The 24,092-nt window shown below is 43.6% G+C and carries 19 protein-coding genes and 1 other annotated feature; of the genes, 3 read left to right on the forward strand and 16 right to left on the reverse strand.

Annotation, left to right across the window (positions count from 1 at the left end; genetic code table 11):
* Positions 1-29 precede the first annotated feature (29 nt).
* From ACFVAD_RS13175 to ACFVAD_RS13190, 4 genes are all read right to left on the reverse strand, one after another.
* Positions 30-2,954, reverse strand: coding sequence for a VWA domain-containing protein (locus ACFVAD_RS13175; RefSeq protein WP_386640618.1), 2,925 nt, complete (start codon positions 2,952-2,954; stop codon positions 30-32).
* A gap of 175 nt (positions 2,955-3,129) precedes the next feature.
* On the reverse strand, positions 3,130-4,866 hold the full coding sequence (locus ACFVAD_RS13180) for a sensor domain-containing diguanylate cyclase (protein WP_386640621.1): 1,737 nt from the start codon (positions 4,864-4,866) through the stop codon (positions 3,130-3,132).
* A gap of 112 nt (positions 4,867-4,978) precedes the next feature.
* Positions 4,979-6,280: a bifunctional folylpolyglutamate synthase/dihydrofolate synthase gene (locus ACFVAD_RS13185; RefSeq protein ID WP_386640624.1), complete on the reverse strand. Its 1,302-nt coding sequence runs from the start codon at positions 6,278-6,280 to the stop codon at positions 4,979-4,981.
* Between the two features lie 76 nt (positions 6,281-6,356).
* Positions 6,357-8,999 carry a valine--tRNA ligase gene (locus tag ACFVAD_RS13190; RefSeq protein ID WP_386640627.1) on the reverse strand — a complete coding sequence of 881 codons (2,643 nt, stop codon included), beginning with the start codon at positions 8,997-8,999 and terminating at the stop codon, positions 6,357-6,359.
* A gap of 250 nt (positions 9,000-9,249) precedes the next feature.
* Positions 9,250-9,486 (reverse strand) — a binding site (T-box leader).
* A gap of 186 nt (positions 9,487-9,672) precedes the next feature.
* Between ACFVAD_RS13190 and ACFVAD_RS13195 the strand changes: the two genes are divergently transcribed.
* Together ACFVAD_RS13195 and ACFVAD_RS13200 are read left to right on the forward strand one after the other, a co-directional pair.
* The gene (locus ACFVAD_RS13195; RefSeq protein ID WP_386640630.1) at positions 9,673-9,861 is read left to right on the forward strand and encodes a hypothetical protein; all 189 of its coding nucleotides are present in this window, start codon (positions 9,673-9,675) and stop codon (positions 9,859-9,861) included.
* Between the two features lie 148 nt (positions 9,862-10,009).
* Positions 10,010-11,311 carry a protoglobin domain-containing protein gene (locus ACFVAD_RS13200; protein WP_386640633.1) on the forward strand — a complete coding sequence of 434 codons (1,302 nt, stop codon included), beginning with the start codon at positions 10,010-10,012 and terminating at the stop codon, positions 11,309-11,311.
* Between the two features lie 208 nt (positions 11,312-11,519).
* Here the strand turns inward: ACFVAD_RS13200 and ysxE are convergent, their stop codons facing one another.
* From ysxE to hemA, 8 genes are all read right to left on the reverse strand, one after another.
* Positions 11,520-12,557, reverse strand: a complete 1,038-nt coding sequence (gene ysxE, locus ACFVAD_RS13205; protein ID WP_386640636.1) for a spore coat protein YsxE — start codon at positions 12,555-12,557, stop codon at positions 11,520-11,522.
* Positions 12,558-12,812: 255 nt separating this feature from the next.
* The gene (gene spoVID / locus ACFVAD_RS13210) at positions 12,813-13,967 is read right to left on the reverse strand and encodes a stage VI sporulation protein D (protein ID WP_386640639.1); all 1,155 of its coding nucleotides are present in this window, start codon (positions 13,965-13,967) and stop codon (positions 12,813-12,815) included.
* Between the two features lie 133 nt (positions 13,968-14,100).
* Positions 14,101-15,390 (reverse strand): glutamate-1-semialdehyde 2,1-aminomutase, encoded by a 1,290-nt coding sequence (hemL, locus tag ACFVAD_RS13215; RefSeq protein WP_386640642.1) that lies wholly within the window; start codon positions 15,388-15,390, stop codon positions 14,101-14,103.
* 87 nt (positions 15,391-15,477) lie between these two features.
* Positions 15,478-16,458, reverse strand: a complete 981-nt coding sequence (gene hemB, locus ACFVAD_RS13220; protein WP_386640645.1) for a porphobilinogen synthase — start codon at positions 16,456-16,458, stop codon at positions 15,478-15,480.
* Positions 16,459-17,214: a uroporphyrinogen-III synthase gene (locus tag ACFVAD_RS13225; protein WP_386640648.1), complete on the reverse strand. Its 756-nt coding sequence runs from the start codon at positions 17,212-17,214 to the stop codon at positions 16,459-16,461. It lies immediately after the preceding gene.
* Positions 17,214-18,146 carry a hydroxymethylbilane synthase gene (gene hemC, locus ACFVAD_RS13230; protein WP_386640652.1) on the reverse strand — a complete coding sequence of 311 codons (933 nt, stop codon included), beginning with the start codon at positions 18,144-18,146 and terminating at the stop codon, positions 17,214-17,216. Before hemC ends, ACFVAD_RS13225 begins: the two co-directional genes overlap by 1 nt.
* Before the next feature lie 28 nt (positions 18,147-18,174).
* Positions 18,175-19,008 carry a cytochrome C assembly family protein gene (locus ACFVAD_RS13235; protein ID WP_386640655.1) on the reverse strand — a complete coding sequence of 278 codons (834 nt, stop codon included), beginning with the start codon at positions 19,006-19,008 and terminating at the stop codon, positions 18,175-18,177.
* 15 nt (positions 19,009-19,023) lie between these two features.
* A complete protein-coding gene (gene hemA, locus ACFVAD_RS13240; protein ID WP_386640657.1) occupies positions 19,024-20,394 on the reverse strand; it encodes a glutamyl-tRNA reductase in 1,371 nt (456 codons plus the stop codon).
* Between the two features lie 236 nt (positions 20,395-20,630).
* Between hemA and ACFVAD_RS13245 the strand changes: the two genes are divergently transcribed.
* Entirely contained in the window at positions 20,631-21,113 is a 483-nt protein-coding gene (locus ACFVAD_RS13245; RefSeq protein ID WP_386640660.1) for a LiaF transmembrane domain-containing protein, read from the forward strand.
* On the opposite strand, the gene ACFVAD_RS13250 is transcribed toward ACFVAD_RS13245, so the two are convergent.
* The 4 genes from ACFVAD_RS13250 to ACFVAD_RS13265 form a co-directional block, all read right to left on the reverse strand.
* The gene (locus tag ACFVAD_RS13250; protein WP_386640663.1) at positions 21,114-21,257 is read right to left on the reverse strand and encodes a hypothetical protein; all 144 of its coding nucleotides are present in this window, start codon (positions 21,255-21,257) and stop codon (positions 21,114-21,116) included.
* A 416-nt stretch (positions 21,258-21,673) separates the two neighbouring features.
* Positions 21,674-22,405, reverse strand: coding sequence for an amino acid ABC transporter ATP-binding protein (locus tag ACFVAD_RS13255; RefSeq protein WP_386640666.1), 732 nt, complete (start codon positions 22,403-22,405; stop codon positions 21,674-21,676).
* An 11-nt stretch (positions 22,406-22,416) separates the two neighbouring features.
* Complete coding sequence (locus ACFVAD_RS13260; protein WP_386640670.1) at positions 22,417-23,079, reverse strand: amino acid ABC transporter permease; 663 nt, start codon at positions 23,077-23,079, stop codon at positions 22,417-22,419.
* Between the two features lie 85 nt (positions 23,080-23,164).
* Positions 23,165-23,947 carry a transporter substrate-binding domain-containing protein gene (locus ACFVAD_RS13265; protein ID WP_386640673.1) on the reverse strand — a complete coding sequence of 261 codons (783 nt, stop codon included), beginning with the start codon at positions 23,945-23,947 and terminating at the stop codon, positions 23,165-23,167.
* Positions 23,948-24,092: the final 145 nt, after the last annotated feature.

Consider the following 24,092-nt stretch of genomic DNA (forward strand, 5'->3'; position numbering starts at 1 on the left):
TGCCCCTTTAATGGGACACCCTTTGTATATTACCATCTGAAATTGTTTGTATTATCGCTGTCTCCATCTCCAACCTTTACTATGGTGGAAGCTGTTATTTCAGGGTCTTCTATGGAGGTCACAGTCACTACCACAATCCCGTTTGCTACTCCTTCCCCTTTCCCATCTTGGTCAATAGTGTAAATATTAGGATCACTGGACTCCCAGATAACCTCCACTTTCTTTTTCCCGTTCAGATGGTCAGGGGTAAAATGCACTTGCCCTTGAAGATTGAGGGGCTGTCCTACTTTCGTTTTGTAAAACGGCTTTTGGAAAACAAGGGAATACGCAGGTAAATTAATTACATTAATTTTAGCTTCCCTTTTAATAGGCAATCCCTTGATGCTGGAGGTAATGGTTACATCTCCAGCCTTTTTTGCAGTCACTTCACCGGTATTCTTATCCACTGAAGCTACACTTGCATCCGACGAGCTCCATTCCATGACAAGTCCTGTCAAAAATCCAAGGACTTTAATGAGCTGGGTTGTGCCGACATACATCTCTTTTTCATAGGATAAATCAAACTCGCTGTAATTAATCGTAATTTCTTCTTCGTAGGCACCTCTTACAAAACCTCCACTAGCTTTCACATTCAGCTTTGTAACACCTGTCTCTTTGACTTCATACTGATATGGAACTGGATTTATGGTCGTCCAATCAGAATATCGTGATTGCCCAGGACGTTTGGATTGTACTTCATATACGCTCCCCTCACCCTGAACAATAGAATCAAAGACTACAAACGCCTGTTGCTTCAGTTCATAGTTTCCGTTAGGTTCCTTTGGTAGAATTTCGTTACTATCTTTTAATTTGACAGCGATACTAGGCTTTAACCATATTGTGCTGGTGACATTATCTTTATAGGTGATAATAATACTATTCTTGCTTTCTCCGAACTCCATCGCTTTTATTGGTAATTGAATCTGATTATTATCCGGCCCTTTAAGTGAAGTGATTGCAATCAACTGATCAGAGCTTTTAATATACTTTCCAATAGTTCCAATATTATTTCCCCTGTATTCTTCATGTGCTTTCATATCAATATCCGTAAGTTTAACCGTGAAATCTACCAATTCTGAAAATCTTGTCGTGACCGTGGCATTTCTATTCTCATTTTGCATTCCACTGTCCATAAATTCAACAGTTGGACTTGGTATCGGTTGGCCTCTTAAACCGTACTCACCCTTAATTTCAAGTGATAGCTTTACTTCATTTTTGGAAAATGACATGCCTGTATTCTTAGATTCATAGTCAATTTTTTGAATCGGGATGGTTACAATGCTGCTTCCATCCTCCAATACAGTTTCTGTCATATTTCCTGTTAACGAAGCTTTAAGACCCGCTGGTATTACCTGCTTTAAAACAATATCTTTTAAAGTTCCCTTATTTCCAATTGGCAGACTTGCCACTGGATTTAAAGTATATGTGAGATTCATCTTATCATGAGTTTCTTCCATAATATTGGACTTTTGCAGTTTAATGCTATTGTTGCTGACGATGGCATCAGTTTCATATCCTAGTTTCAGTACGAAGGTTGGAGCAATATGCTTCTGTACTGTTACAGAAACTTTTTTAGGATACGGCACAGTCTTTTCTACCCCAAAGATATTCTGGTATTTTAATAGAACTTCAAAATCATAAACACCTTCCTTGGTGAACGACACTGGAAGATTTGGAAATTGAACAAGACCAGGTGCCTGTCCGACTTCATATTTCACTGAACCCAGTGGCGGTGTAACAATTGCTTTGCCTGATTCCACTCTAATACCCTCTGCATTCACAGCGTTAACACCTGATGGTAATTTTACTTCTAATTGCACTTTTTCCAATTTAGGTGTATCAATATCTTTGATCAACTCTTCAAAAATATGATTCAGATTATCACCTGTGGCTACTTTGGTCATTGGTAGGCCGCTTGGATTTACACTTGCTAATTTATCCAAGTATGATTTGTTAGCTTCTCCAAAGCCCACCGGATAAATTAAAATTTGACTTTGCTTTATTTTAGCTGCTGTTTTTTCTGTATGATTCTCAATATATACCTTTGCATGATCTTTAAAACCTAATGTTTTATTATTAAATTTAAATGTTTGTTTCGAGATTCCAGAGGAGTTATCGGTATATACAGAAAAATTAGTAATAGTATCCTCTTTATGGTTTTTTAGATTTTCATAAGGATAATCCTTGCCATAATCGACTCGAGTACACCAAAATAAATTAAAGAAACCACATCTGTACCGTTCTACTTCCGCTTCGGCATATTTCCCTTCCGGCATATCATATGTTTTTAATATAGTCGGCTCACCGTCTGTAAGGAAAATAATTAACTGGTCTCTGCTGGCATCTTTATTTTTCTTTAGAATTTCCTCAGCCTTAATCAAAGCATCATTATAGTTAGTTCCATCAACTGCTTGTATATTATTTATTGATGTTAATAGTTTTGAAAAATCAGTTGTCAATTCACTGCCATTTACAAATTTACTTTCCACTTCATCATTGAACAATACCAGGCCATATCTGTCCTTTTGATTTCTATTTATGTTTGCTGTCTCAAAAACAGCAGCAGCAGTTTTCATCGATTGAACAGCACGATCGAGTCTTGTTGTGCTAGAATCAATTTTCTCTTTCATGGAACCGGATCTATCAAAAACAAAAACCACATCCAAAGGCTTCCTTGGATTTTCGGTAAGCATTCCATTCCGCATCACTTCAAAATTCAGGGAAGTTCTGGCTACATTATTATTTCCTTCTTGCTGAAGAACCAATTCTTTTCGTGCCGGTTCCACTTTATTTATTGATAATGAGAGTTGATCTTGGTTGGTTGGACTGTTTGCGAGGGCCGATGATGGGGCTAAACCAGTAAGCATAATATGTATGACCATTATTCCTATTAGAAATTTGCTTATCTTTCTCATCTTAACCTACCCTTCTAGTTACATTTTCCTATATAGCTACAATTATATCAGAACATGTCTTAAAAACTACAATATTATTTGTAATTTTTTCTACTTTCTACATTTTTTTCAGCTTAATTTATGTTATTACGACACAAAAGAAGGAACTCTTCCATTACGGAATAGCTCCTTCTTTTCAAGACGTCTTCCTATACTCCGCCACCTTATTCCTCCCAGCCTGCTTCGCACCGACATACATCGCACGGTCTGCATGGCGGATAAGATCCAGTGTATCCTCTGCATCATCAGGTGCTGTCGCAAAGCCGATACTTGCAGTAACTTTGACAAGCTGGACGGTATGGGAATCCCGGATGTGCTGCTTCAACGCGAAGGATCTGTTGGCAAGGTTGACTCTGATTCTTTCTGCAAGCTCAAAGCATTTTCCTCTGTCCATATCTGGAAGCAGGATGACGAATTCCTCTCCCCCGTATCTTGCAACAGTGCCAGCTTCCCCTACGATCCCTACAAGTCGATCTGCCACTTGCTTCAGTATTTCATTACCGCTTTGGTGGCCGTATAAATCATTTATTTTCTTGAAGTGATCCAAATCCAGAAGAATCAGGGATAATGATGAAAGATCCCCTTTGTCCAAGCTGGCATACTCTTTTTCCAGTACACTTTCAAAATAGCGATAATTATAAAGTTTCGTCAGGGCACAACGTTCACTTTTTCGCTTTGTCTCTTGATAATGGCGGGCCTTTTCCATTGCTACCCCGAAGTACGAGGCCAGGATATCCGCAATCATCAGCTGGGATTTATCATACGACCTTTTAGTGGTGCTGGCCAGTACGACGATTCCCTCAATCTTTTGATTTCGAGATACCGGGACGCACATGACACTTTGAAGGGAAGGATGCAGATGCGTGTTTGAAAAATGCTTCCATTCCTTTCTCGTAATATAGCATTGGCTTTTTCCCCGTTTTAATATATAGGACAAAAGTTCCTCGTTATCTATATTCATTTCGGTATTGACTGCCACAAAATTCTGGTTGTCGATTACACGGAGGATTTTCAAGGTGTTTTCCCCGTTTACATCAACAATGGCAGCATAGTCCACAGGAAACAAGGTTGAGACCTTGTCCAGGAATACATCCAGCACCCCTTGCGTATCAAGGCGTTCTGTCAACTGATGGCCGACCCCTGCTGCCTGTTGGAGGTACTTGTTCACCTTCTGGCTGGAATGGTAGAGCTGGAGGATCATCGTCAATACGACAAATGGCAGACCTACGTAGAATATGGCAACGATACCTAACTGCTCATAAAGCACATAGAGAATCAGTCCAACGGGCAACACAATTATACTGGTTACCGCTTCCCACTTGGTGTCAGGAGTTATAAAACTGCTTTTCCTTTTATAGATTGATACTTGTATCATATACAAGGCAATGGAGTTCAGTGTGAAATACATCAATTCATGGGAAAGGATCGGTACGATTACACCTGGCTGCAGAAGTCTTGTGTCCCCATGTCCTCCGCCAAGTGCGTAATAGACAGCTCCGCAAATAAGAGAGATCGTAGAAAACATTAATAGATTTATTGGTATTCTAAGAAGGTTATCCTTGCTCACCCGTATTTTTAACATCAGCGCTATGACGGATATGAGCGTTAGGACCATTTCCGCAAAAAGGCCAAAGGATAGCAGGATTGCCAGAGACACTCCCTGAGTCAGAAACAGCGGGACCTCACCTACCACTATCGGGATGAGGGCAAGTATGATCAGCAGAATTGCAAACCCTACGAGATGAAGTAAGGGCATTTCCTCTATAACTATAGGAGAAAGTTTATATCCTATCCAAAGAATCAAAGGAAAAAACAAAAAGAAGCATGTCCAAATCGCTGCTTTCATCGTCCCACTTACTACATGGGGTGCCATACTTACCCCTCCCTTCCTACCTGATTTTTCAAAAAATAATGCAATAATGTAATTTTATCAAATTTTCTAAACTTTGTCACAACAAAAATAGGATAATTCTCCCTTAATTTCATTACCCGTTTTCTGTGAAATTAGTCCTTACTTCTGAAATAAAATACAAGGACCCTGTTATGAGCAGTAAATCGTCCTTACCAAGCCCTGAAAGGATGGATTGCAAAGCACCATTCCATGATTCAACCGCTCTTTTTCTAGGGTGCTTACTTTTTCCACTGAGAAACTCTGCACCCGCTGCCCGAGGGAAATCAAAGGAAGTAAAAGTGATGGTATCGGCGACTTCATCCAATAGGCTGATCATTTCATCCAATGGTTTGTCGGATAATGCCGTGAACAGGATATGAACATGTTTATCCTTGTATCGACCCTTTACCGTTTCAGCGAGCTTTTCTATTCCTTCTTTATTATGTGCTCCATCCAGCACCACAAGTGGGTTATGCGAGATCTCTTCCATTCTTCCAGCCCAGAACGCCTTTTCCAACCCCTGGCGGATGTGCTCCTCTTCAATAAAGAAGGAATAATAGTTTTTCACATACTCACATGCCATGACTGCAAGTGAAGCATTATCCACCTGATGGCGACCTTTCATGGAAATCTTGAGCTTCTCCAAGTCTCCAAACGGTGTGTAAAGAGAAAAGCTTTCACCTTGTACTGTTGCTTCGTATTTGCTGATTTTCAGCTCTTGCGATAGCTGATAGAGACGAGCCTTTTTCTCTTTTGCAACTTCAACAATAACTCCTCTTGCTTCCTCTTGGGACACCGCGGTAATTACCGGAACGCCATGTTTGATGATCCCTGCTTTTTCAAAAGCAATTTCGGATATGCTGTCCCCTAGGATCGCCTGATGGTCATGACCGATGTTGGTGATGACGGATACGAGCGGGGTGATGATATTTGTAGAATCGAATCTACCGCCAAGACCTGTTTCATACACGGCGATGTCCACTTCTGCCATATGCCTGAAATAGTAGAAGCTCATGGCTGTAATCACTTCGAATTCGGTGGGGCTTCCAAGCTCATGGTTTTCCAGTTCATCTGCCAGAGGCTTGATCAGATTTACAAGCTTCACCAGGTCCTCATTTGAAAATGGAATTCCATCCACACTGATTCTTTCATTGAATTGTTCGATATATGGAGAGGTGAAAGTACCCACCTTATAGCCTGCCTCTTGAAGAATATGACGAATATAGGTTACAGTGGAGCCTTTGCCATTTGTACCTGCAACATGTATCGTCTTAAATTTCCGTTCGGGATGACCGAGCTTTTCCATCATCCATTCCATTCTTTTTATGCCGGGCTTGATTCCAAAACGCAATCGCGAATGGACCCAATCTAAAGCTTCTTCATATGTATGGATCATTTTTCAGTTCCTTTCTGGCGGTTTATTTCTAAAGGAAAGACGAACCCGATACGGATTCGCCTTCACTTTTACATTCTTAGCCCTTCAGTTCATCAATGCGAGCCTGAACAGCCTCTCGTTTTTCCACATAATCCTTTTCTTTCGCTTTCTCCTCTTCGATCACGCTCTCTGGAGCCTTCGCGATAAAGCCTTGGTTGGAAAGCTTCTTCTGTACACGTTCCACTTCTTTATCAAGCTTCCCAAGCTCTTTTTGAAGACGGGCGATTTCTTCATCGATGTTGATGAGGCCCTGTAATGGAAGAATCAGCTCTGCTCCCGTTACAACTGCTGTCATCGCTTTTTCATCCAAGGAAACGTTCGTACCGATCGTCAGTTCACTAGGGTTACAGAAGCGCTCCAAGTAGGAACGGTTGTGCTCAAGCTTCCCTGCGATCTCTTCTGTTTTCGCTTTAACAAGCAATTTGACCTGCTTGCTCATCGGCGTGTTCACTTCGGCACGGACATTACGTACGCTGCGGATGATATCAACAAGCAGGCGCATATCTGCTGCCGCTTCTTTATCAGTCAAGTTACTGCGAACTTCCGGCCATTTTGCAACCGTGATGGATTCACCTTCATGAGGAAGCTGTTGCCAGATCTCCTCTGTGATGAATGGCATGAATGGGTGCAATAGTCGCATCGTGTTATCCAGAACGTATGCAAGGATGGAACGAGTTGTCTTCTTCGCCGCTTCGTCTTCTCCATAAAGCGGAAGCTTCGCCATTTCGATATACCAGTCACAGAAGTCATCCCAGATGAAGTTATAAAGGGCACGGCCCACTTCACCGAATTCATATTTATCTGCAAGCTTTGTTACGGTTTCAATCGTTTCGTTCAAGCGGGTAAGGATCCATTTGTCCGCTACTGATTTTTCACCACTCAGGTCGATATCCTCAAACTTCATATCTCCCATGTTCATGAGGGCAAAGCGGGAAGCGTTCCAGATTTTATTTGCAAAGTTCCAGGTGGACTCCACTTTCTCGAAGCTGAAGCGAAGATCCTGACCTGGCGAGCTTCCTGTAGAAAGGAAATAACGAAGGGAATCCGCTCCGTACTTTTCGATAACATCCATCGGATCGACACCATTGCCAAGGGATTTACTCATCTTGCGTCCCTGCTCATCACGAACAAGTCCATGGATCAGTACATCCTTAAATGGACGTTCGCCGGTAAACTCCAGTCCTTGGAAGATCATTCGGGATACCCAGAAGAAGATGATGTCATAGCCTGTCACCAATACATCTGTCGGGTAGAAGCGCTGATAGTCCGGTGATTCCGTTTCCGGCCAGCCCATTGTGGAGAACGGCCATAGTGCGGAACTGAACCATGTATCCAATACATCTGTATCCTGTTCCCAATTTTCGATGTCTGCCGGTGGCTCGTGGTCTACATGAACCTCGCCGGTCTCTTTATGGTACCAGGCAGGAATCCGGTGACCCCACCATAGTTGACGGGAAATGCACCAGTCACGGATATTTTCCATCCAGCGCAGGTAAGTGTTCTCAAAACGGTTCGGTACAAAGTTTACTTTGTCCTCCTGATTTTGAAGGTCGATCGCTTTGTCGGCAAGCGGCTGCATTTTAACGAACCATTGAGTGGAAAGGTATGGCTCGACAACCGCTCCACTTCTTTCACTATGTCCAACGGAGTGCATATGCTCTTCAATTTTGAAAAGAACGCCTTCCTCCTGCAGGTCTTTTACAAGCTGCTTACGGCACTCGAAGCGGTCCATACGTGAGTATTTTCCAGCCTTGTCATTCATGCTGCCATCTTCATTCATTACTAGGATGCGCTCCAGGTTATGGCGGTTCCCGATCTCAAAATCGTTCGGATCATGTGCAGGAGTGATCTTCACCGCACCACTACCGAATTCCATGTCTACATAGTCGTCAGCCACGATCGGAATCTCACGGCCAGTAATCGGCAATGTTACGTTTTTGCCAATCAGGTGCTTGTAGCGCTCGTCTTCCGGGTGAACCGCTACTGCAGTATCACCAAGCATCGTTTCAGGACGGGTTGTCGCGATTTCAATATGTCCGGAGCCATCTGTCAGAGGATATTTCATATGATAGAAGGCACCCTGAACGTCCTGGTGAATAACCTCGATATCGGATAATGCCGTCTTCGTCGCAGGATCCCAGTTGATGATATATTCGCCGCGGTAGATCAGGCCTTTTTTGTAAAGGGTTACGAATACTTCTCGAACCGCTTTTGATAAGCCTTCATCAAGTGTGAAGCGCTCGCGGCTATAGTCAAGTCCAAGACCCAGTTTGGACCATTGCTGGCGGATGTGGTCGGCATATTCTTCTTTCCATTTCCATGTTTCTTCCACGAACTTCTCACGGCCCAGGTCATAACGGGAGATGCCTTGGCTGCGAAGCTTTTCCTCGACCTTAGCCTGTGTTGCGATACCGGCATGGTCCATACCAGGCAGCCACAGTACGTCAAAGCCCTGCATACGCTTCATGCGTGTCACGATATCCTGAAGTGTCGTGTCCCATGCATGCCCAAGGTGCAGTCTGCCTGTAACGTTTGGCGGTGGGATAACTACCGTATAAGGTGTTTTCTCCTGGTCATTGGTCGCTTCAAAGAAACGGCCATCCAGCCAATATTGATAACGGTTTTTTTCAATTGTTTGCGGATCGTATTTAGTCGGAAGATTAACTTCTTTCATTTCCATCCTTGTTCCTCCTCATCATTTATAGAAAAATAAAGCCTGGTAAACGCCGCTGTTGACTTCCGCACTAGGCTGCGCTTTCCGCGGGGCGGTGCTTGAGCCTCCTCATGCTTCGCCTTGCGGGGTCTCAAGCCTACCGCTATCTCCCGCAGGAGTCTTCGCCTATTGCTCCAATCAACAGCTAGTATTCAAAAAAACAACACTTTTGTTTATTTAACAAATCTAAAAAAATAAAAAACTCCCTTCATCCAAATAAAAGGACGAAAGGAGTTAAGTTTCGCGGTACCACCTTTTTTTACAAGAAATAGATAGACTATCCCCTGTACACTCAAAGCTTGCTAACGGCTCTGCACCGGTTTCAACTACTGTTATTTCATTGAAACTACTCGAGGGCGACCTTCCAGACTGACCTTCCTAAGAAACCTTTCAGCAGATGGTTTCTCTCTCTAAAGGAGTCGAGTGCTGTACTCTTCCCTGTCACTGTATTTCATTTAATTTTATTGTCCTTCTATGTTACAAAATAAAGCATCTAATAGTCAATAAGCTTCTCCAACTTTTTATTAAGATATTCATAAAAGAAAATAATTGTGCGAAATTGGGCACTATTTTTCAATGTAAATCATAAGGTGTTTATATAGTGAGTATTGGTCAGCTTCATCTTAGAGGAGGTACATCCATGCGAAAGTATAACCCCTATTCCCTGCCGCCATGGTTAAGACAGGTTCGAGCTGTCTGTGCGCAATTCATTATTCCCATCTGCATTTTTCAGGGTATACGGACCATTTTTCTCCCAACAACTTTTGATGTGTTAATTCTGGCGATCTGCATTGTCATAGCCATATGTTTTCACCTGGAATGGATCTAAAAAACCAAGCGAGACGTTGGACCTTGTTGCCAATCGTCTCTTTTTTCTGAATCCAGCATATTATTTGTAGCATATTTCCCTAAGAACCGCCATAATTATACATAAATATAAGAATTTTTTACCATTTTTCTATTCGAAGGAGAATACCATGCTATCATTTTTGCAAAAACAGAAAACGCCACCCTATTCGGCAAACATGCAATTTCCCTCCAGTCAGTCAGTAGTTCGCCTTTACGATGAGGAACTTTCCAGCCGCCTTTATTATATGGGCTTTACAAAAGAACATCTTCAAGCACTAAAGGATGCGAAGCCTGCGGTCTTTTCCATTCTTGATGACGTACTTCGCCAAGTGCTCGAGCATTTATATAAACAGCCGCCATTGAGACGTGTTGCATCCAACAACTCTAGTAAAGAAAGATTGGAAACTGTATTCCGTCACTATTTTCAAAGCTTATTAAGTGGAGAGCTTGATGAGGAATTTTTCAAAATGAGAAAGAGAATCGGACAAACCCATAACGGTGTCCACCTTCCAGTGACCTGGTTCTTGGCAACCTACTCAGCGATCCAGACCCTTCTGCTTCCAAAGGTCGTCGAGTGGTTCCAGGACTCTCCTGAAAAACTGGTGACGATTATAACTGCTCTTACACATATTACGAACCTTGATTCCCAGCTTGTCGTAGAGGAATATATCCATGTCAGGATCGACCTGCTCGAGGAGGCGAATAAGGCCAATCGTACACTTCAAACTGAGCTGACAAAAATGAGTGAAGAAGTGGCAATTACGGTCAGCGACACCGAGGAGACGATCCAGACGGTCACTTTAAAGGCAGAAACCGTTCTTAAGGAAACGGATCTGACCCAAAAAAGCAGCAAGAACCTGCTGAACCTTACCCATGAAAACGAAAAACAGATGGAAAGAATGGTTAATAATTTCGGTGAGGTCATGCGTGAGGTCACCCAATCCCTAGAGGAAATGCATATCTTGAAAAACGTGTCTGAAGAGATCATCACCATGACTCAGGGAATAGACAATATCGCTGATCAGACCAATCTCCTTGCTTTGAATGCATCGATCGAAGCGGCTCGTGCAGGCGACGAAGGAAGAGGATTTGCCGTAGTGGCAAGCGAGGTTCGAAAGCTTGCGGAAAGCTCCAAGGACCTGAGCAGCAAAATCAAGGTGCTCATTGATAAGAGTGACCAGCAGATCTCGAATGTAACCACCCTCATGGACTCCATGCACAAAGTTACCGGGCAGTCCCAGCAGAACATCCAGCAAGTTAAGGGCGGACTTATTACAGTCAAGATGGAAATGGACAACTATGTGGATCGCTTCAATAAAAATAAAGAGGATCTTGATAGCATCGTGACGGCATTCAAAGAGATTAATGCTACAACTACCAATCTCTCTGCCCTGACGGATTCCCTTTTGAAAAAAGCAATCGACAAATAAAGGCTTTTTTCGCATACATTGTTCCTTCTACATATCTAACTTAAACACGTAATATTACTTGCATTCGTGCTCTTTTCCCGTGTAATAGATTTATTTTCTCTATGAATTTTAAAGTGAGAAATGCTGTAAAAAATCCAAAAGCCGATTTTTTACGGACACAAGCATCAAACTTTGTGAAAAGAGCCTAAGTAAAAGAAGGCCCCACCTTTTATCCGGTGTGGGCCTCTTGATTTTTTTTCTGCTCTTCGATCTGATTGATCCTGCCTGCTACATACTCAATATTCTTCGCCATCCAATAGCTGCCTTGCAGCCTTTTGACAAGCTCCCTTTCTGATACTTGTTTTCTTTGCCGGGTGCTCGGCTGCTGGAAATGTTGGATCGTTTGCATGAACGTTTTTGGGTGAGAAAGATAGCTTAAGGTCAAGTTCTTTTCATGCCCCTGCAGACTGAAGCCTTTCTGATATTCATAGAACCAGTCGATGCAGTCATCGCAATATAACGGGTAGGTGCGCAGATACCGCTGATAAAAGGAGATGAGATCATTGGCAGGAGGACCCTGTTTCGCCCGTTCCCAGCTGATAAAATAGCCTCTTCCTTCCGTATCTTTTACAAAATGATGAAAGGAAACCCTGCCATGATTCATGGACACGCGATGCTTTTTCGTTTCTTTGATTTCCTCCTGCCAGCCTTCCAGCTTTTGCAGGGAAAACTTTTGGGCCAGGGAGATCTCATGAGCATACGTACATGCCATCAGTTCAAAGGGCGACATATACGTCTTTTTCTCGCATTCATCCACAAACTTCTCCAGCTCTTCCTGCTCTTTCGTCCATTCCCCTGATAGTCGGTCATAGAAGGTGGTTATCTGCTCTTCCTCATATTCCTTTTCCTTCACCGTCATGCTATGCAGTTTGGCTAGCTCTTTGAACATGAGACTATCCTTGAAGTCCAGTTCCCTTTCCTCCTGATCCTCGATCCATGGCATCAAATAGTAGGCATCCGAGTAATTTTCTACAAAGTAATAGCCCTGCTTCGTCTGATAGATCGGAACAATTGTCTTTATTCCTCGCCGGTACAATGAATGTATATTCATGAACAGTGGGTAGGCATGCTCTTTTCTGATTTTCTTCAGGGCAAATGTGCCGTTCTTGGTGGCAACCCTCCATACCTCGCCATGTTTTTCCACATATTCTGCCGTAACCCCGTATTGATTTAACAGTTCATCGAGATTATAAACTTGAGTCATCATGACATTACTCTCTTTCCTTTTGAGGTTAGTAATCTCTAAAAGAGGATGTTCAAAAAGTCCGGTAAAAAGCTATAGAATTTCTTCGTCTGCTTGCCTCTCCGCTCCGCAACATTACAAATCATACGCTGCGGTGCTCGAGCCTTCGCATCCTCGAACTTCTTTGCTCTTTTTATCCTCCTTTTTGAACTTGCACTACAAAAGAAGTGAGAAAGGTCCCCCCTCCCTCACCACTTTGAAAAGTTTTATGTTAACCGACTAGGATTTTGCTTTTGCTTTCGCAGGGATGTATAATAACTGGCCTTCATTTACATTGTCCTCCGTGGACAGACGATTGATGCGGATAAGCTGCTGGATGGTCACGTCATATCTTTCCGCAATATGGTCAATGGACTCCCCTTGTTGCACGATGCATATTTTCAACCTCGTAAACTCTTCTCCGTCCTCTTCTGCAAAAATCTTCGTCAAGGACAAGGAGTTTTCATCACGCGCTTCTGTCTCTTCCTCGTGATAAGTCTGTTCCACAACTTTCTCTTTTTGCTTTCTTTTTTCGAAGAAGGATGCAAGATTCTGGGGATCCTCCTCTTCCTCTTCCACTTCTTGTTTAGAAGACTGAAGTGCATAAATCGGCGAAAATGGATCTTCCGTATAGACCTCATCGTCCTGATAATAGGAGTTGTCTGCATGAAAGTCCAATTCATCAATTACAGCACTCTTTCTTGCCTCCACTTCAAACGGCTCATATTCCCCTGAATCATTGTAGCTGTATTGCGTATTTGCATTGACTTCATCCTGATTGAGTATTTCTTCCTCTTCATCATCTTCTTCTGCATCATAGTGGAAGTCTTCGTTTTCCGCATCCAATTCAGAACGAGCACTTCGGTACATCGGTTCTAGCTCCGACTGTTCCTCCACTTCAAAAGCATTCTCCCCGTCTTCCTCCTCTTGCTCAAACTCCTCCACTACTGGTGCACTTTGCTGATGCCCATAGATCCCGGAAATGGAAAGCTCCGCATCCAGCTGCAGGCAGCCGCGAGCAGGCACACTGTAGTCAAATGATTCAATCGACACATAAATCTCATCAAGGCTTTGAATCCGGTTTTTCGGGATGGTGATATCCACCGGAAAACGATGCTTCAACGCGAATATCCCATCCTCCCGCTCCTCCACCTCCTGCACCACTCTTGCCTGAGTAAAAGGACGATAATCCTCCTCTTCCTCCTCATTCATAAAAGCATGATACTCTCCTGATAATAATAAAGCTCCCCTGATGGAAACATATTGGTCCTGTTCATGGATTTGAATATCTGGATCCAACGCGATGGAGATGAGCTCCGCTACTTCCTGTCCCTTTTGAAACCATACAGACTCTTCTACTGAAAACCGCAAGCACGATTGTTGTTCTGAAGACAAAGGGGTTCCTCCTTTCACACCTGAAAAAATTTACTATATCAATAAAGGTGTATGTGAGGAAATGACGGAATATGATAAGTTTTTGGTCAAAAAAACCCGCCTCCTACCACGGAGACGGGTTTCGTACATTACTTTATTTCTTTATAGCCGCGAACGACTTTTCAATTGCTTCGAGTGTTTTTTCGATATCCGCATCACTATGTGCGGTGGATAGGAATAGACCCTCGAATTGGGATGGCGGCAGGAATACGCCGTTGTCCGCCATCTCGCGGTAGAATGCCGCAAAGTAGTCCAGGTTGGATGTTTTCGCTTTTTCATAGTTGGTTACTTCTTCGTTTGTGAAGAAGAAGCCGATCATCGAACCAGCGCGGTTGACTGTCAATGGAACATCGTATTGCTTGGAGAGTGCAAGGATGCCCTCTTCCAGTTTGTCCGCCTTTTTGGCAAACTCTTTATACGTTTCCGGTGTCAGCTGTGCCAAGGTTTCATAGCCTGCAGTCATGGCAAGCGGGTTTCCGGAAAGGGTACCTGCCTGATAGATAGGGCCGCTTGGAGCCACTCGGGCCATGATTTCGGCTTTCCCGCCGTACGCACCAACCGGAAGACCACCACCGATTACTTTACCAAGACAGGTCAAATCAGGCGTTACGCCATAATATCCTTGTGCACAATGATAGTCGACACGGAATCCGGTCATCACTTCATCAAAGATCAGCAAGGAACCATTTTTCTCGGTTACTTCACGCAGTCCTTCCAAAAATCCTGGCTGTGGAGGTACCACACCCATATTACCTGCAACAGGCTCTACGATGATGGCAGCGATATCTTCACCGAACTGCTCGAATGCATATTTGATGCTTTCGAGGTCATTGTAAGGAACCGTGATGGTATTCATGGCAACACCCTCCGGAACACCAGGGCTGTCCGGCAATCCAAGTGTAGCAACTCCAGATCCCGCTTTAATCAACAAGGAATCGCCATGCCCATGATAGCAGCCTTCGAATTTCACGATTTTATTCCGGCCAGTAAAGCCGCGAGCTAACCGCAGGGCACTCATCGTCGCTTCAGTACCTGAGCTTACCATACGAACCACTTCAATGGATGGCACACGCTCGATGACAAGCTTTGCCAGCTCATTTTCAATCAGGGTCGGCGCACCGAAGCTTGTACCGGACTCGGTTACTTTTTTGATAGCTTCCACTACTCTGTCGTTGGAATGTCCGTGGATAAGCGGACCCCAGGAAAGGACGTAGTCTATGTATTCGTTTCCATCCACATCATAAATTTTGGAGCCTTTGCCGCGCTCCATGAAGATCGGGTCCATATTAACGGATTTGAATGCACGTACCGGACTGTTTACCCCACCTGGCATTAATTTTACTGCTTCTTGGAACGCTTGCTTTGACTTTTCATAGCTTCTCATTTTTCGTCATCCTTTCTTTCTATCGAATGGATTATTCATTTTTATTCGGAAGCGGTTCTCACAGGCAGAACCGCTTTCCTCTATCCTTTAGTTTTCGTTCAACCAACGTGCAACATCTTTGGAGAAGTAGGTGATGATCAGATCCACGCCAGCTCGCTTCATGCTTACGAGCATTTCCATCACGATCTCTTTTTCATTGATCCAGCCGTTTTGGGCCGCTGCCTTGATCATCGAGTATTCTCCACTTACGTTGTAGGCCACAACAGGCACATTAAAATTGTTTTTCACATCACGGATGATATCCAAATAGGATAGAGCAGGCTTCACAATCAGGAAGTCTGCACCTTCCATGATATCGGATTCCGCTTCACGCAGTGCCTCTTGACGGTTGGCAGGATCCATCTGATAGGTTTTGCGGTCTCCGAATTGAGGGGAGCTGTGAGCCGCATCACGGAATGGTCCGTAGAAAGCAGAAGAAAATTTAACCGCATAGGACATGACAGGGATATGTTCAAAGCCGTTTTCATCGAGGCCATGTCGGATAGCCGCAACAAATCCGTCCATCATGTTGGATGGCGCGATGATGTCGGCTCCTGCTCTTGCTTGGCTGACAGCCGTACGGGCCAACAGATCCAACGTAGGATCGTTCAGCACTTGGCCTTCCTCCACAATCCCACAGTGACCGTGACTTGTGAATTGGCACAAGCATGTATCCGCGATGACAACTAGTTCTGAAAAGCTTTCCTTGATCTGCGCAATCGCCTTTTGCACTATTCCATGGTCATGATAGGCCTGTGTTCCCACTTCGTCCTTTTCATTAGGAACGCCAAACACAATCACGGATTTGATTCCCAAATCCGTAACTTCCGCCATCTCTGCATTCAGCAGGTCCAAGGAAAGATGATAGACGCCAGGCATGGATGGTACTTCTTTTTTGATGTTTTCCCCTTCCACGATGAAAATGGGATAAATCAAGTCCTCTTTATTTAGGTGCGTTTCTCTTACCAGCGCTCTCATATTATCCGAGCTTCTTAAACGACGATGACGAGCAAATTGTAAGTCTTTCATTTACGTATCCTCCTTTTGAAAATAAGTGATGATCTCTTTCATTAATCCATCGATGGTGTATACTTCCGGATTTACCGCCACAGTGAAGCCAGCTTGTACCGCTGCTTGTTCCGTTATTGGTCCAATCACCGCCACTGGAACGTCAAGCAAACCAAATGCCTTTTTAAAGTTGTGAACCGTTGAAGGGCTTGTAAAAGTAATAAGATCAAGGTCCTGCTGCACAACAGCCTCTCTATCCTCTTTTGTAAGGGATATCGGCTTATTTTCATACACGGTTATCTGTTTAACATTGTACCCTAAACGGAGCAGTTCTTCACGCAATACAGGCCGGGCGAGGTTTCCTTGGATTAATGCTAGGGTATCCCGTTCCGGATCCAGCCTATGTGAAATCTCTTCTATCAGATTCTCAGCCGAGTAGGATGATGGAACAAGTTTTGTCTCATATCCTCGCTCCGCTAATGCTTCCTTCGTTTTCGACCCGACAGCAGCTATTTTATTCGTTAACGGTTCAGTATGTAAGTCAAAAAAGTGATTCACGCCATTCACACTTGTAAACACAAGCCAATCATAATGAGCTGCCGCGTCTTCAAGCTCGGCTGAAACCTCCTCTTTATTGTCCGGCAGTGAAAATTGAATAAGAGGGACTTCCAATGGGGTCCCTCCGAGTTTCTGCACTTGCTTGGAAAAGTACGATGCCTGCTCCTTGCTTCTTGTAATAAGAATGCGTTTATCGGCTAAAGGCAAAGTACGGTCCATTATTGATCAAGCTCCTTCTTCACCTGGTCAATCAGCATTTTTCCACCCTGATCTGTTAAGCTTTGTGCTGCTTCAAGACCGACTTGGATCGGGTCTGTACCTGTAATTCTTTCTTTGTAAAGGACAGAACCATCGGGAGCTCCAACCAGTACAGTAAGAGTAACCATGTCTTCTTGGCTTACAGATGCAAAGCCTGCGATCGGCACCTGGCATCCGCCTTCCATTTTATGAAGAAATGCACGCTCTGCCACGACAGCTTTTTCTGTCACGGAATCGGTGAAGAGCTTTAACGTTTCCAGTAGTTCATGATCATTTTCGCGGCACTCGATGGATAAGGCACCTTGGCCGACTGCCGGCAAGCAAAGGTCTTCATCAAGGAATTCTGTTACTACATCCTTTGACCATCCCATACGGGCAAGTCCAGCCGCCGCTAAGATAATCGCATCATAATCCTCATTCTGAAGCTTCGCCAAACGAGTATCAATGTTTCCACGGATCCATTTGATTTCAAGGTCTGGGCGCTTTGCCAATAGTTGCGCTCCACGGCGAAGACTGCTCGTGCCTACAATCGAACCGCTAGGTAGATCTTCGAATTTAACATGGTCTTTGGAGATGAACGCGTCCCGATGATCCTCGCGGAAAGGAATACAACCGATTGTCAGCCCCTCTGGAAGAACTGCCGGCATATCCTTCATGCTGTGGACAGCCATATCGATCTCACAATCGAGCATCGCCTGTTCAATCTCTTTTACAAAAAGGCCTTTGCCTCCTACTTTGGATAAGGTGACATCAAGGATCTGATCCCCTTTTGTCACAATTTCCTTCACTTCAAAATCAAACGGGGCACCAAGGCTTTTCAGCTGATCAATCACCCAATTCGTTTGTGTTAACGCAAGCTTGCTTCTTCTAGAACCTACAATGATTTTTCTCATATATCCTCCTTACCCTATATCGGGTTCTCTATAGAATCCAAAAATGGAAATTTGATAGTCTGCTTAACAGGAAAAAATTGATCAGTATCACTAAAAAAGCGGCTATATTCCAGTTAGCAATAGCCTTGCCTGTTATCCCCTTGGCCAAACGCTGATAAAAATAATAGCTGTATCCGGTAATGACCAGGAAGGAACCAAGCACCTTTGCATCGTACCACACAAACTCTGAAAGCTTCACGGAGGCCCAGATGCTGCCTAAGATCAAGGAGAGAAGCAGCATTGGAACACCGATGACATTCAGTACATAACTCATATGGTCAAGCTTGGACAGGTCCTGTATTCGCAGGAGCCGTTTTCCCCACTTTTTCCGCTTTAACAGATTGTACTGCAGGATGTAGAGAAGCGAAAAGACAAAGGATAGCGAGAATGCACCATAAGAAAGAATGGCCATCGTGATATGAATGATCAAAAGCTCCGAAACAAGAGCCTGTGCCACCACCTGTGATTCGTGCTGAATGGGGGTGAAGGTATGTAGTGCCATGACAAGGAACCCTATTACATTGGTAAAGAATACGATAAAGTCTACCCGTAGTATCCGGTTGATAATAAGGGAGAAAGTAATGAGTACCCAGGTGTAGAAGTACATTCCCTCATAGATGGTGAGAATCGGAAACCTTCCCGTATCAATCATGCGCAGAAATAAAAAAATTGTTTGTAGCACCCAAACAATTGCAAGTAACCAGAAGGCCGTTTTGTTGGCCTTCCGGTTATTATGAAGATAATCAATGAAATATAGCAGTACACTCAAGGCATAAAGAATGATGGTAAACTCATATAGCCTTGCAATTGTCATCTCTAGCATATTTTCAGGCCTCTCTTACGACTGGAACGTCGCTGCATGAGGAAGCGGAATGCCCACGGGAGCACTCGTGCTTTTCTCCTTTTTCACAGCATAGTACTGTGTTTGGACCTCTTGTTGTACCGCTTCTTCAATATTAAAGATTTTAGTAAACAATTCTAGAGAATCTTGTGCATCAGGCTCAGCAGAGAGCTCTTTTGCACGAAGGATCGGATCACGGAGCATCTGGTTGATGATGCTTTTCGTGTGTTTGTTCAGCACCTTGATTTCACGCTCACTCAGATGAGGAAGCTTTCTTTGGATGCTTTGCATCGTTTCTGACTGGATGTCCAAAGCCTTCTGGCGTAAAGCCGAAATGACGGGGACCACTCCTAACGTATTCAACCAATGCTTGAACTCGACAATTTCCTCTTCAATGAACAGTTCAATCTCTTCTGCCGCTTTTTTGCGCTCGGAAAGATTGGCTTGGACAATTCCTTGAAGATCATCAATATCGTAGAGGAATACACTTTCCAGTTGATCGAGTTCAGGATCGAGGTCGCGTGGAACTGCGATGTCCACCATGAACAATGGACGACCTTTGCGGATCCTCTCGACATAGATCATGTCCTCTTTTGTAATGACAAAGTCTTTAGCTCCGGTAGAAGAGATAAGGATATCCGCTTCTACCAACGAACAGGATAGCTCTTTAATCGATTTCGCTTTTCCTTCAAATCGATTTGCCAAGCTTTCCGCTTTTTCCAATGTACGGTTGATGACCGTAACCTTCTTTACCCCGTTGCTGTGAAGATTCTGGACGGCGAGTTCTCCCATTTTACCTGCGCCTAAAATTAATACATGCTTATCTGTTAGATCACCAAAGATTTTTTTTGCAAGCTCCACCGCTGCATAACTGACGGAAACTGCATTCGAACCGATCTCCGTTTCGGAATGCGCCCTCTTTGCAAGTGTGATAGCCTGTTTGAAAAGCTGGTTGAAAAGGGTCCCCACTGTATGATTCTCTTGAGCGGAGAGGAAGCTTGTACGGATTTGTCCAAGAATCTGGGTTTCCCCAAGTACCATGGAATCCAATCCACAGGAAACCCGGTACAAATGCTCGATTGCCCCATCATTTTCATAGATGTTCAAGTATGGAGAAAACTCTTCCTTGTCCAAACCGAACCATTCAGCAAGGAAAGATTTGATATAATAACGTCCAGTATGCAACTGATCGACTACTGCATATACTTCCGTACGATTACAGGTAGAAACGATGATATTTTCCAAAATGGATTTGCGATCCTTTAATGCTATCATCGCTTTATCAAGATCGCTTGAATTAAAAGTTAATTTTTCACGGATTTCAACAGGGGCCGTCTTATAATTAACGCCGACTACTATAATATGCACTTGTCCGTACACCCCCAGGAAAATTATGATCTATAAAAATTATAACATGACTGTTTGGCGAAACATCTGTTAAAATGTGAACAAATGGTTGCCATTTTTAAGTAATATACCCGTTCTGAATAAATACATTTCTCTTATATATTACAAACATTACAATTCTTTTATTCACCAACTTGTACATTAACAGAAATTCTACGCATAATCAAGGTTTCAGGCTTGATTTCAAGGAGGAAAACATGAAGAAGAACAGCTTTTTGCCGGGATTGCTCCTGCTCTTATTCGGAGCATATTTCCTATTGGAACAGATGAACATCGAACTATGGCAGGGAACCTTTACATGGCCGACCATTCTCGTTATTACAGGGTTTGCATTATTATTACAAGCTTACAAGCAGAACGATCCCGCTAACATTCTACCAGGCTTTGTGCTCCTGGGTGTCGGCCTGCATTTTCATCTGAAAGGTCAAATGGCATTTTGGCCTGATCACTTTGCTGTTATTATTCTCATCGTGGGGATCGGTTTTATTCTCCGCTCCCAAAAAACAAAAAATGGACTGTTTGAAGGTGTCGTGCTGACTGTAATCGCAAGCTTCTTTCTATTTTCCAATACCCTCATGGAGATGCTCGGAATCGTGGAAAACGGATTTTCCGCCTTACATACTTTCTGGCCAGCGGTGCTCATCCTTATCGGCGCCTATCTCATATTCAAAAAGAAGTAGTCAGAAAAGGCTGTTTTCGCATTCATTGTTGCTATATAGATAAAGTGTAAGCATCAAATGTAGCCCGTTGACTTCCGCTCCGGACACTTGCTTTCCGCGGGGACGGATGGGAGCCTCCTCGGCTTCGCCTGTGGGGTCTCCCATGCCCTCTACTCTCCCGCAGGAGTCAAGTGTCCTCCGCTACAATCAACTCAGTTTTTTAACATTATTTGCTCTACTGAAATGAAAAAATGAGATAAAGTTCAATTTTTCAAACTTTAGGAAGATAAATTTTATACTATTATTACCCCTGTTGGTTGGAGTGCAAGGAGTGAGACTCCTGCGGGAGCAGCGTGTCAAGGGAGACCCCGCAGGCGCAAAGCGCCGAGGAGGCTCCCGAGACCGCCCGCGGAAAGCGAACGCCTGGAACGGAGACCAACAGGGAGTTTAAAGTTGACACCTTATCTTTAGCCCAGCCCTAAACTTAAAAACAACAATCTTTATGAAAAGAGCCTCAAAAAAAGACCTACGACAATTTTCCAAAACATTGTTGTAGGTCTTTTCTGTGATGATTTATAGATTTATAGTACCGCGTCCAAAAATTCCTTTGTCCGCTGATTCTCTGGATTATTGAAAAGCTGATCCGGGGAACCTTCCTCGACAATTTTTCCGTCATGCATGTAGACCACTCTATCGGCCACTTCCTGCGCGAATCCCATTTCATGCGTTACTACGACCATCGTCATTCCTTCTTCGGCAAGCTCTTTCATGGTCTTTAACACTTCTCCTACAAGCTCTGGATCAAGTGCAGATGTAGGTTCATCGAAGAGCATCACTTCCGGTCTCATGGCAAGCGCCCTTGCAATTGCAACACGCTGCTTCTGCCCACCAGAGAGCTTGCTCGGATACACGTTCTCTTTTTCGGAAAGGCCAACTTTAGCCAAAAGATCGGATGCAATCTTTTTCGCTTCCGCTTTTTTCAGCCCTTCCACTTGAATCGGTGCCTCCATGACATTTTCCAGAACTGTTTTATGTGGAAACAGATGGAAATGTTGAAACACCATTCCCACTTTTTGACGGACCTTGTTCAGGTTGTCCTTTTTGACATCCACTTCTTTCCCGTCAATCACAACGCTTCCGCTGTCCTTCAATTCAAGGAAGTTCATGCATCGAAGAAGGGTACTTTTACCCGAACCACTAGCCCCGATAAGGCACACCACTTCTTTATTATTTACTGTCATCGATATATCCTTCAGTACATGCAAGGAACCGAATGACTTGTTTAGATTATTCACTTCAATCTTTGTATTCATCCGTTATCCTCCTATCTGTCGCTCGCTGAGAATTTTCGTTCCAGCATATTTACGATAATTCCAATCAATCCAACAAGAACTAAGTAGTAAACGGCAACAACCAATAAGTAGGTCATGACATCGTATGTGTTTGCCCCTTGTGTCTGGGCAACGTTAAATAGTTCATAGAATCCGATGAATGCCGCTAGTGAGGAATCCTTCAGACCGATAATAAACTGATTCCCAAGTGGGGGAAGAGCTCTTCTGACGGCCTGTGGCAAGATGATGCGTCTCATGGTCAGCTGTCTAGTCATACCGAGGGAACGCCCTGCCTCCATCTGACCTTTATCAATGGATTGAATCGTACCTCTGAAAATTTCTGCTATGTATGCCCCATTATGAAAAGCCAATGCCAGGGAAATCGACCAGAATGCCGAGATGTTATACTCCACCAACCCGAAGTAAATTACGAAGATCTGAACAATCAAAGGTGTTCCACGGACCAGATAGATATACGCGTTTGCTATCCACTCAAGAACTTTGATTTTGGATATCTTTAAAAAGGCAAAAAATAGACCGATAAAAAGTGCAATTAAGATGGATACTGCTGTAATCTGCAGGGTTTTGAGCATTCCTCTAAGGAACATGTCATAAGAACCCATAAATACTTCTATAAAATGCGCAAAGCTTGGCATATTTTTCACTCTCCTTCTGGCGATTTAAAAAATGTGTGGTGTATATAGACACCACACATCTAGATCAAATAAAGTAAGAATTCATTTACTCTTTAGGCTCTGTTGTGATATCTTCTCCGAAGTACTTCTCACTGATTTCTTTAAGCTTTCCGTTTTCACGCAATGTTTCCAATGCTTTGTTTACCGCTTCAAGAAGCTTTTCATTGCCCTTGGCGATACCGATTGCCTGTTCACTTCTTTCCAACAGCTCACGACCTTCAAGTTCCATTCCGGCACCGATTGCTTCCCTCCCGGTGACAAAATCTGTTACAACTGCATCATGACGGCCATTGTTCAGAGCCTCCAATGCGACAACATCACTATCATAGTTCACGACATTGTCAGAGACACCTTCCATAATATCCGCATAAGTGGATCCTCTCGATACGGCTACCTCCATATCCTTCAAATCATCCAAGGTTTGAATATCGCTGTCTGGACGAACAAAAATCTGTGGACCGGAATAGTAGTAAGGGCTGGAGAAATCCACTGCCTCGGCACGCTCCGGTGTAATGGTGTGACTTGCCACGGCAGCATCGAACCTGCCGCTTTTCACACCTTCCACGATACTCGCAAATGTATATTTTTTCTGAACAGGTTCAAGACCCAGTTCTTCTGCAACCGCTTCTGCAACCTCAATATCAAAGCCGCTCATCTTACCTGATCCATCCGTAACACTGAATGGTTTGAACTCTCCGGAAGCTGCATATGTAAACTTACCGTCGTCCACTAGTTCGTACCCTTCATCTGATGTGGTCTTTCCACCTCCGCAAGCTGCTAGAATAGTAGATAATAAGAATAAAACCACTAATAATATTCTCTTTTTCAATTTACTGAATCCCCCTTGACGTTTTTTTATGTACTAGTTAAATCGTAGCATTTTCACAAAACTGCCACAAATGCGGTTTGAGAGGGTATCGTTTAATAATTCTGTATATTCCCTCGAAAGCAATGACTACCTCCCATGTAACATA

Origin of the sequence: Sutcliffiella sp. NPDC057660 (genome assembly GCF_042800035.1) — a bacterium.
In the GTDB taxonomy this organism is placed as follows: domain Bacteria; phylum Bacillota; class Bacilli; order Bacillales; family Bacillaceae_I; genus Sutcliffiella_A.

Bases quoted from the DNA above. Each gene is read 5' to 3' on its own strand.
- ACFVAD_RS13190 (WP_386640627.1), bottom strand. From the start codon at position 8,999: ATGGAAATGAAAGAAGTTAATCTTCCGACTAAATACGATCCGCAAACA.
- ACFVAD_RS13260 (WP_386640670.1), bottom strand. From the start codon at position 23,079: ATGCCAAGCTTTGCGCATTTTATAGAAGTATTTATGGGTTCTTATGAC.
- hemL (WP_386640642.1), bottom strand. From the start codon at position 15,390: ATGAGAAGCTATGAAAAGTCAAAGCAAGCGTTCCAAGAAGCAGTAAAA.
- ACFVAD_RS13195 (WP_386640630.1), top strand. From the start codon at position 9,673: ATGCGAAAGTATAACCCCTATTCCCTGCCGCCATGGTTAAGACAGGTT.
- ACFVAD_RS13175 (WP_386640618.1), bottom strand. From the start codon at position 2,954: ATGAGAAAGATAAGCAAATTTCTAATAGGAATAATGGTCATACATATT.
- ACFVAD_RS13180 (WP_386640621.1), bottom strand. From the start codon at position 4,866: ATGGCACCCCATGTAGTAAGTGGGACGATGAAAGCAGCGATTTGGACA.
- ACFVAD_RS13245 (WP_386640660.1), top strand. From the start codon at position 20,631: ATGAAGAAGAACAGCTTTTTGCCGGGATTGCTCCTGCTCTTATTCGGA.
- ACFVAD_RS13200 (WP_386640633.1), top strand. From the start codon at position 10,010: ATGCTATCATTTTTGCAAAAACAGAAAACGCCACCCTATTCGGCAAAC.
- ACFVAD_RS13225 (WP_386640648.1), bottom strand. From the start codon at position 17,214: ATGGACCGTACTTTGCCTTTAGCCGATAAACGCATTCTTATTACAAGA.
- hemC (WP_386640652.1), bottom strand. From the start codon at position 18,146: ATGAGAAAAATCATTGTAGGTTCTAGAAGAAGCAAGCTTGCGTTAACA.
- ACFVAD_RS13235 (WP_386640655.1), bottom strand. From the start codon at position 19,008: ATGCTAGAGATGACAATTGCAAGGCTATATGAGTTTACCATCATTCTT.
- ACFVAD_RS13255 (WP_386640666.1), bottom strand. From the start codon at position 22,405: ATGAATACAAAGATTGAAGTGAATAATCTAAACAAGTCATTCGGTTCC.
- ysxE (WP_386640636.1), bottom strand. From the start codon at position 12,557: ATGATGACTCAAGTTTATAATCTCGATGAACTGTTAAATCAATACGGG.
- hemB (WP_386640645.1), bottom strand. From the start codon at position 16,458: ATGAAAGACTTACAATTTGCTCGTCATCGTCGTTTAAGAAGCTCGGAT.
- ACFVAD_RS13185 (WP_386640624.1), bottom strand. From the start codon at position 6,280: ATGATCCATACATATGAAGAAGCTTTAGATTGGGTCCATTCGCGATTG.
- ACFVAD_RS13250 (WP_386640663.1), bottom strand. From the start codon at position 21,257: ATGGGAGACCCCACAGGCGAAGCCGAGGAGGCTCCCATCCGTCCCCGC.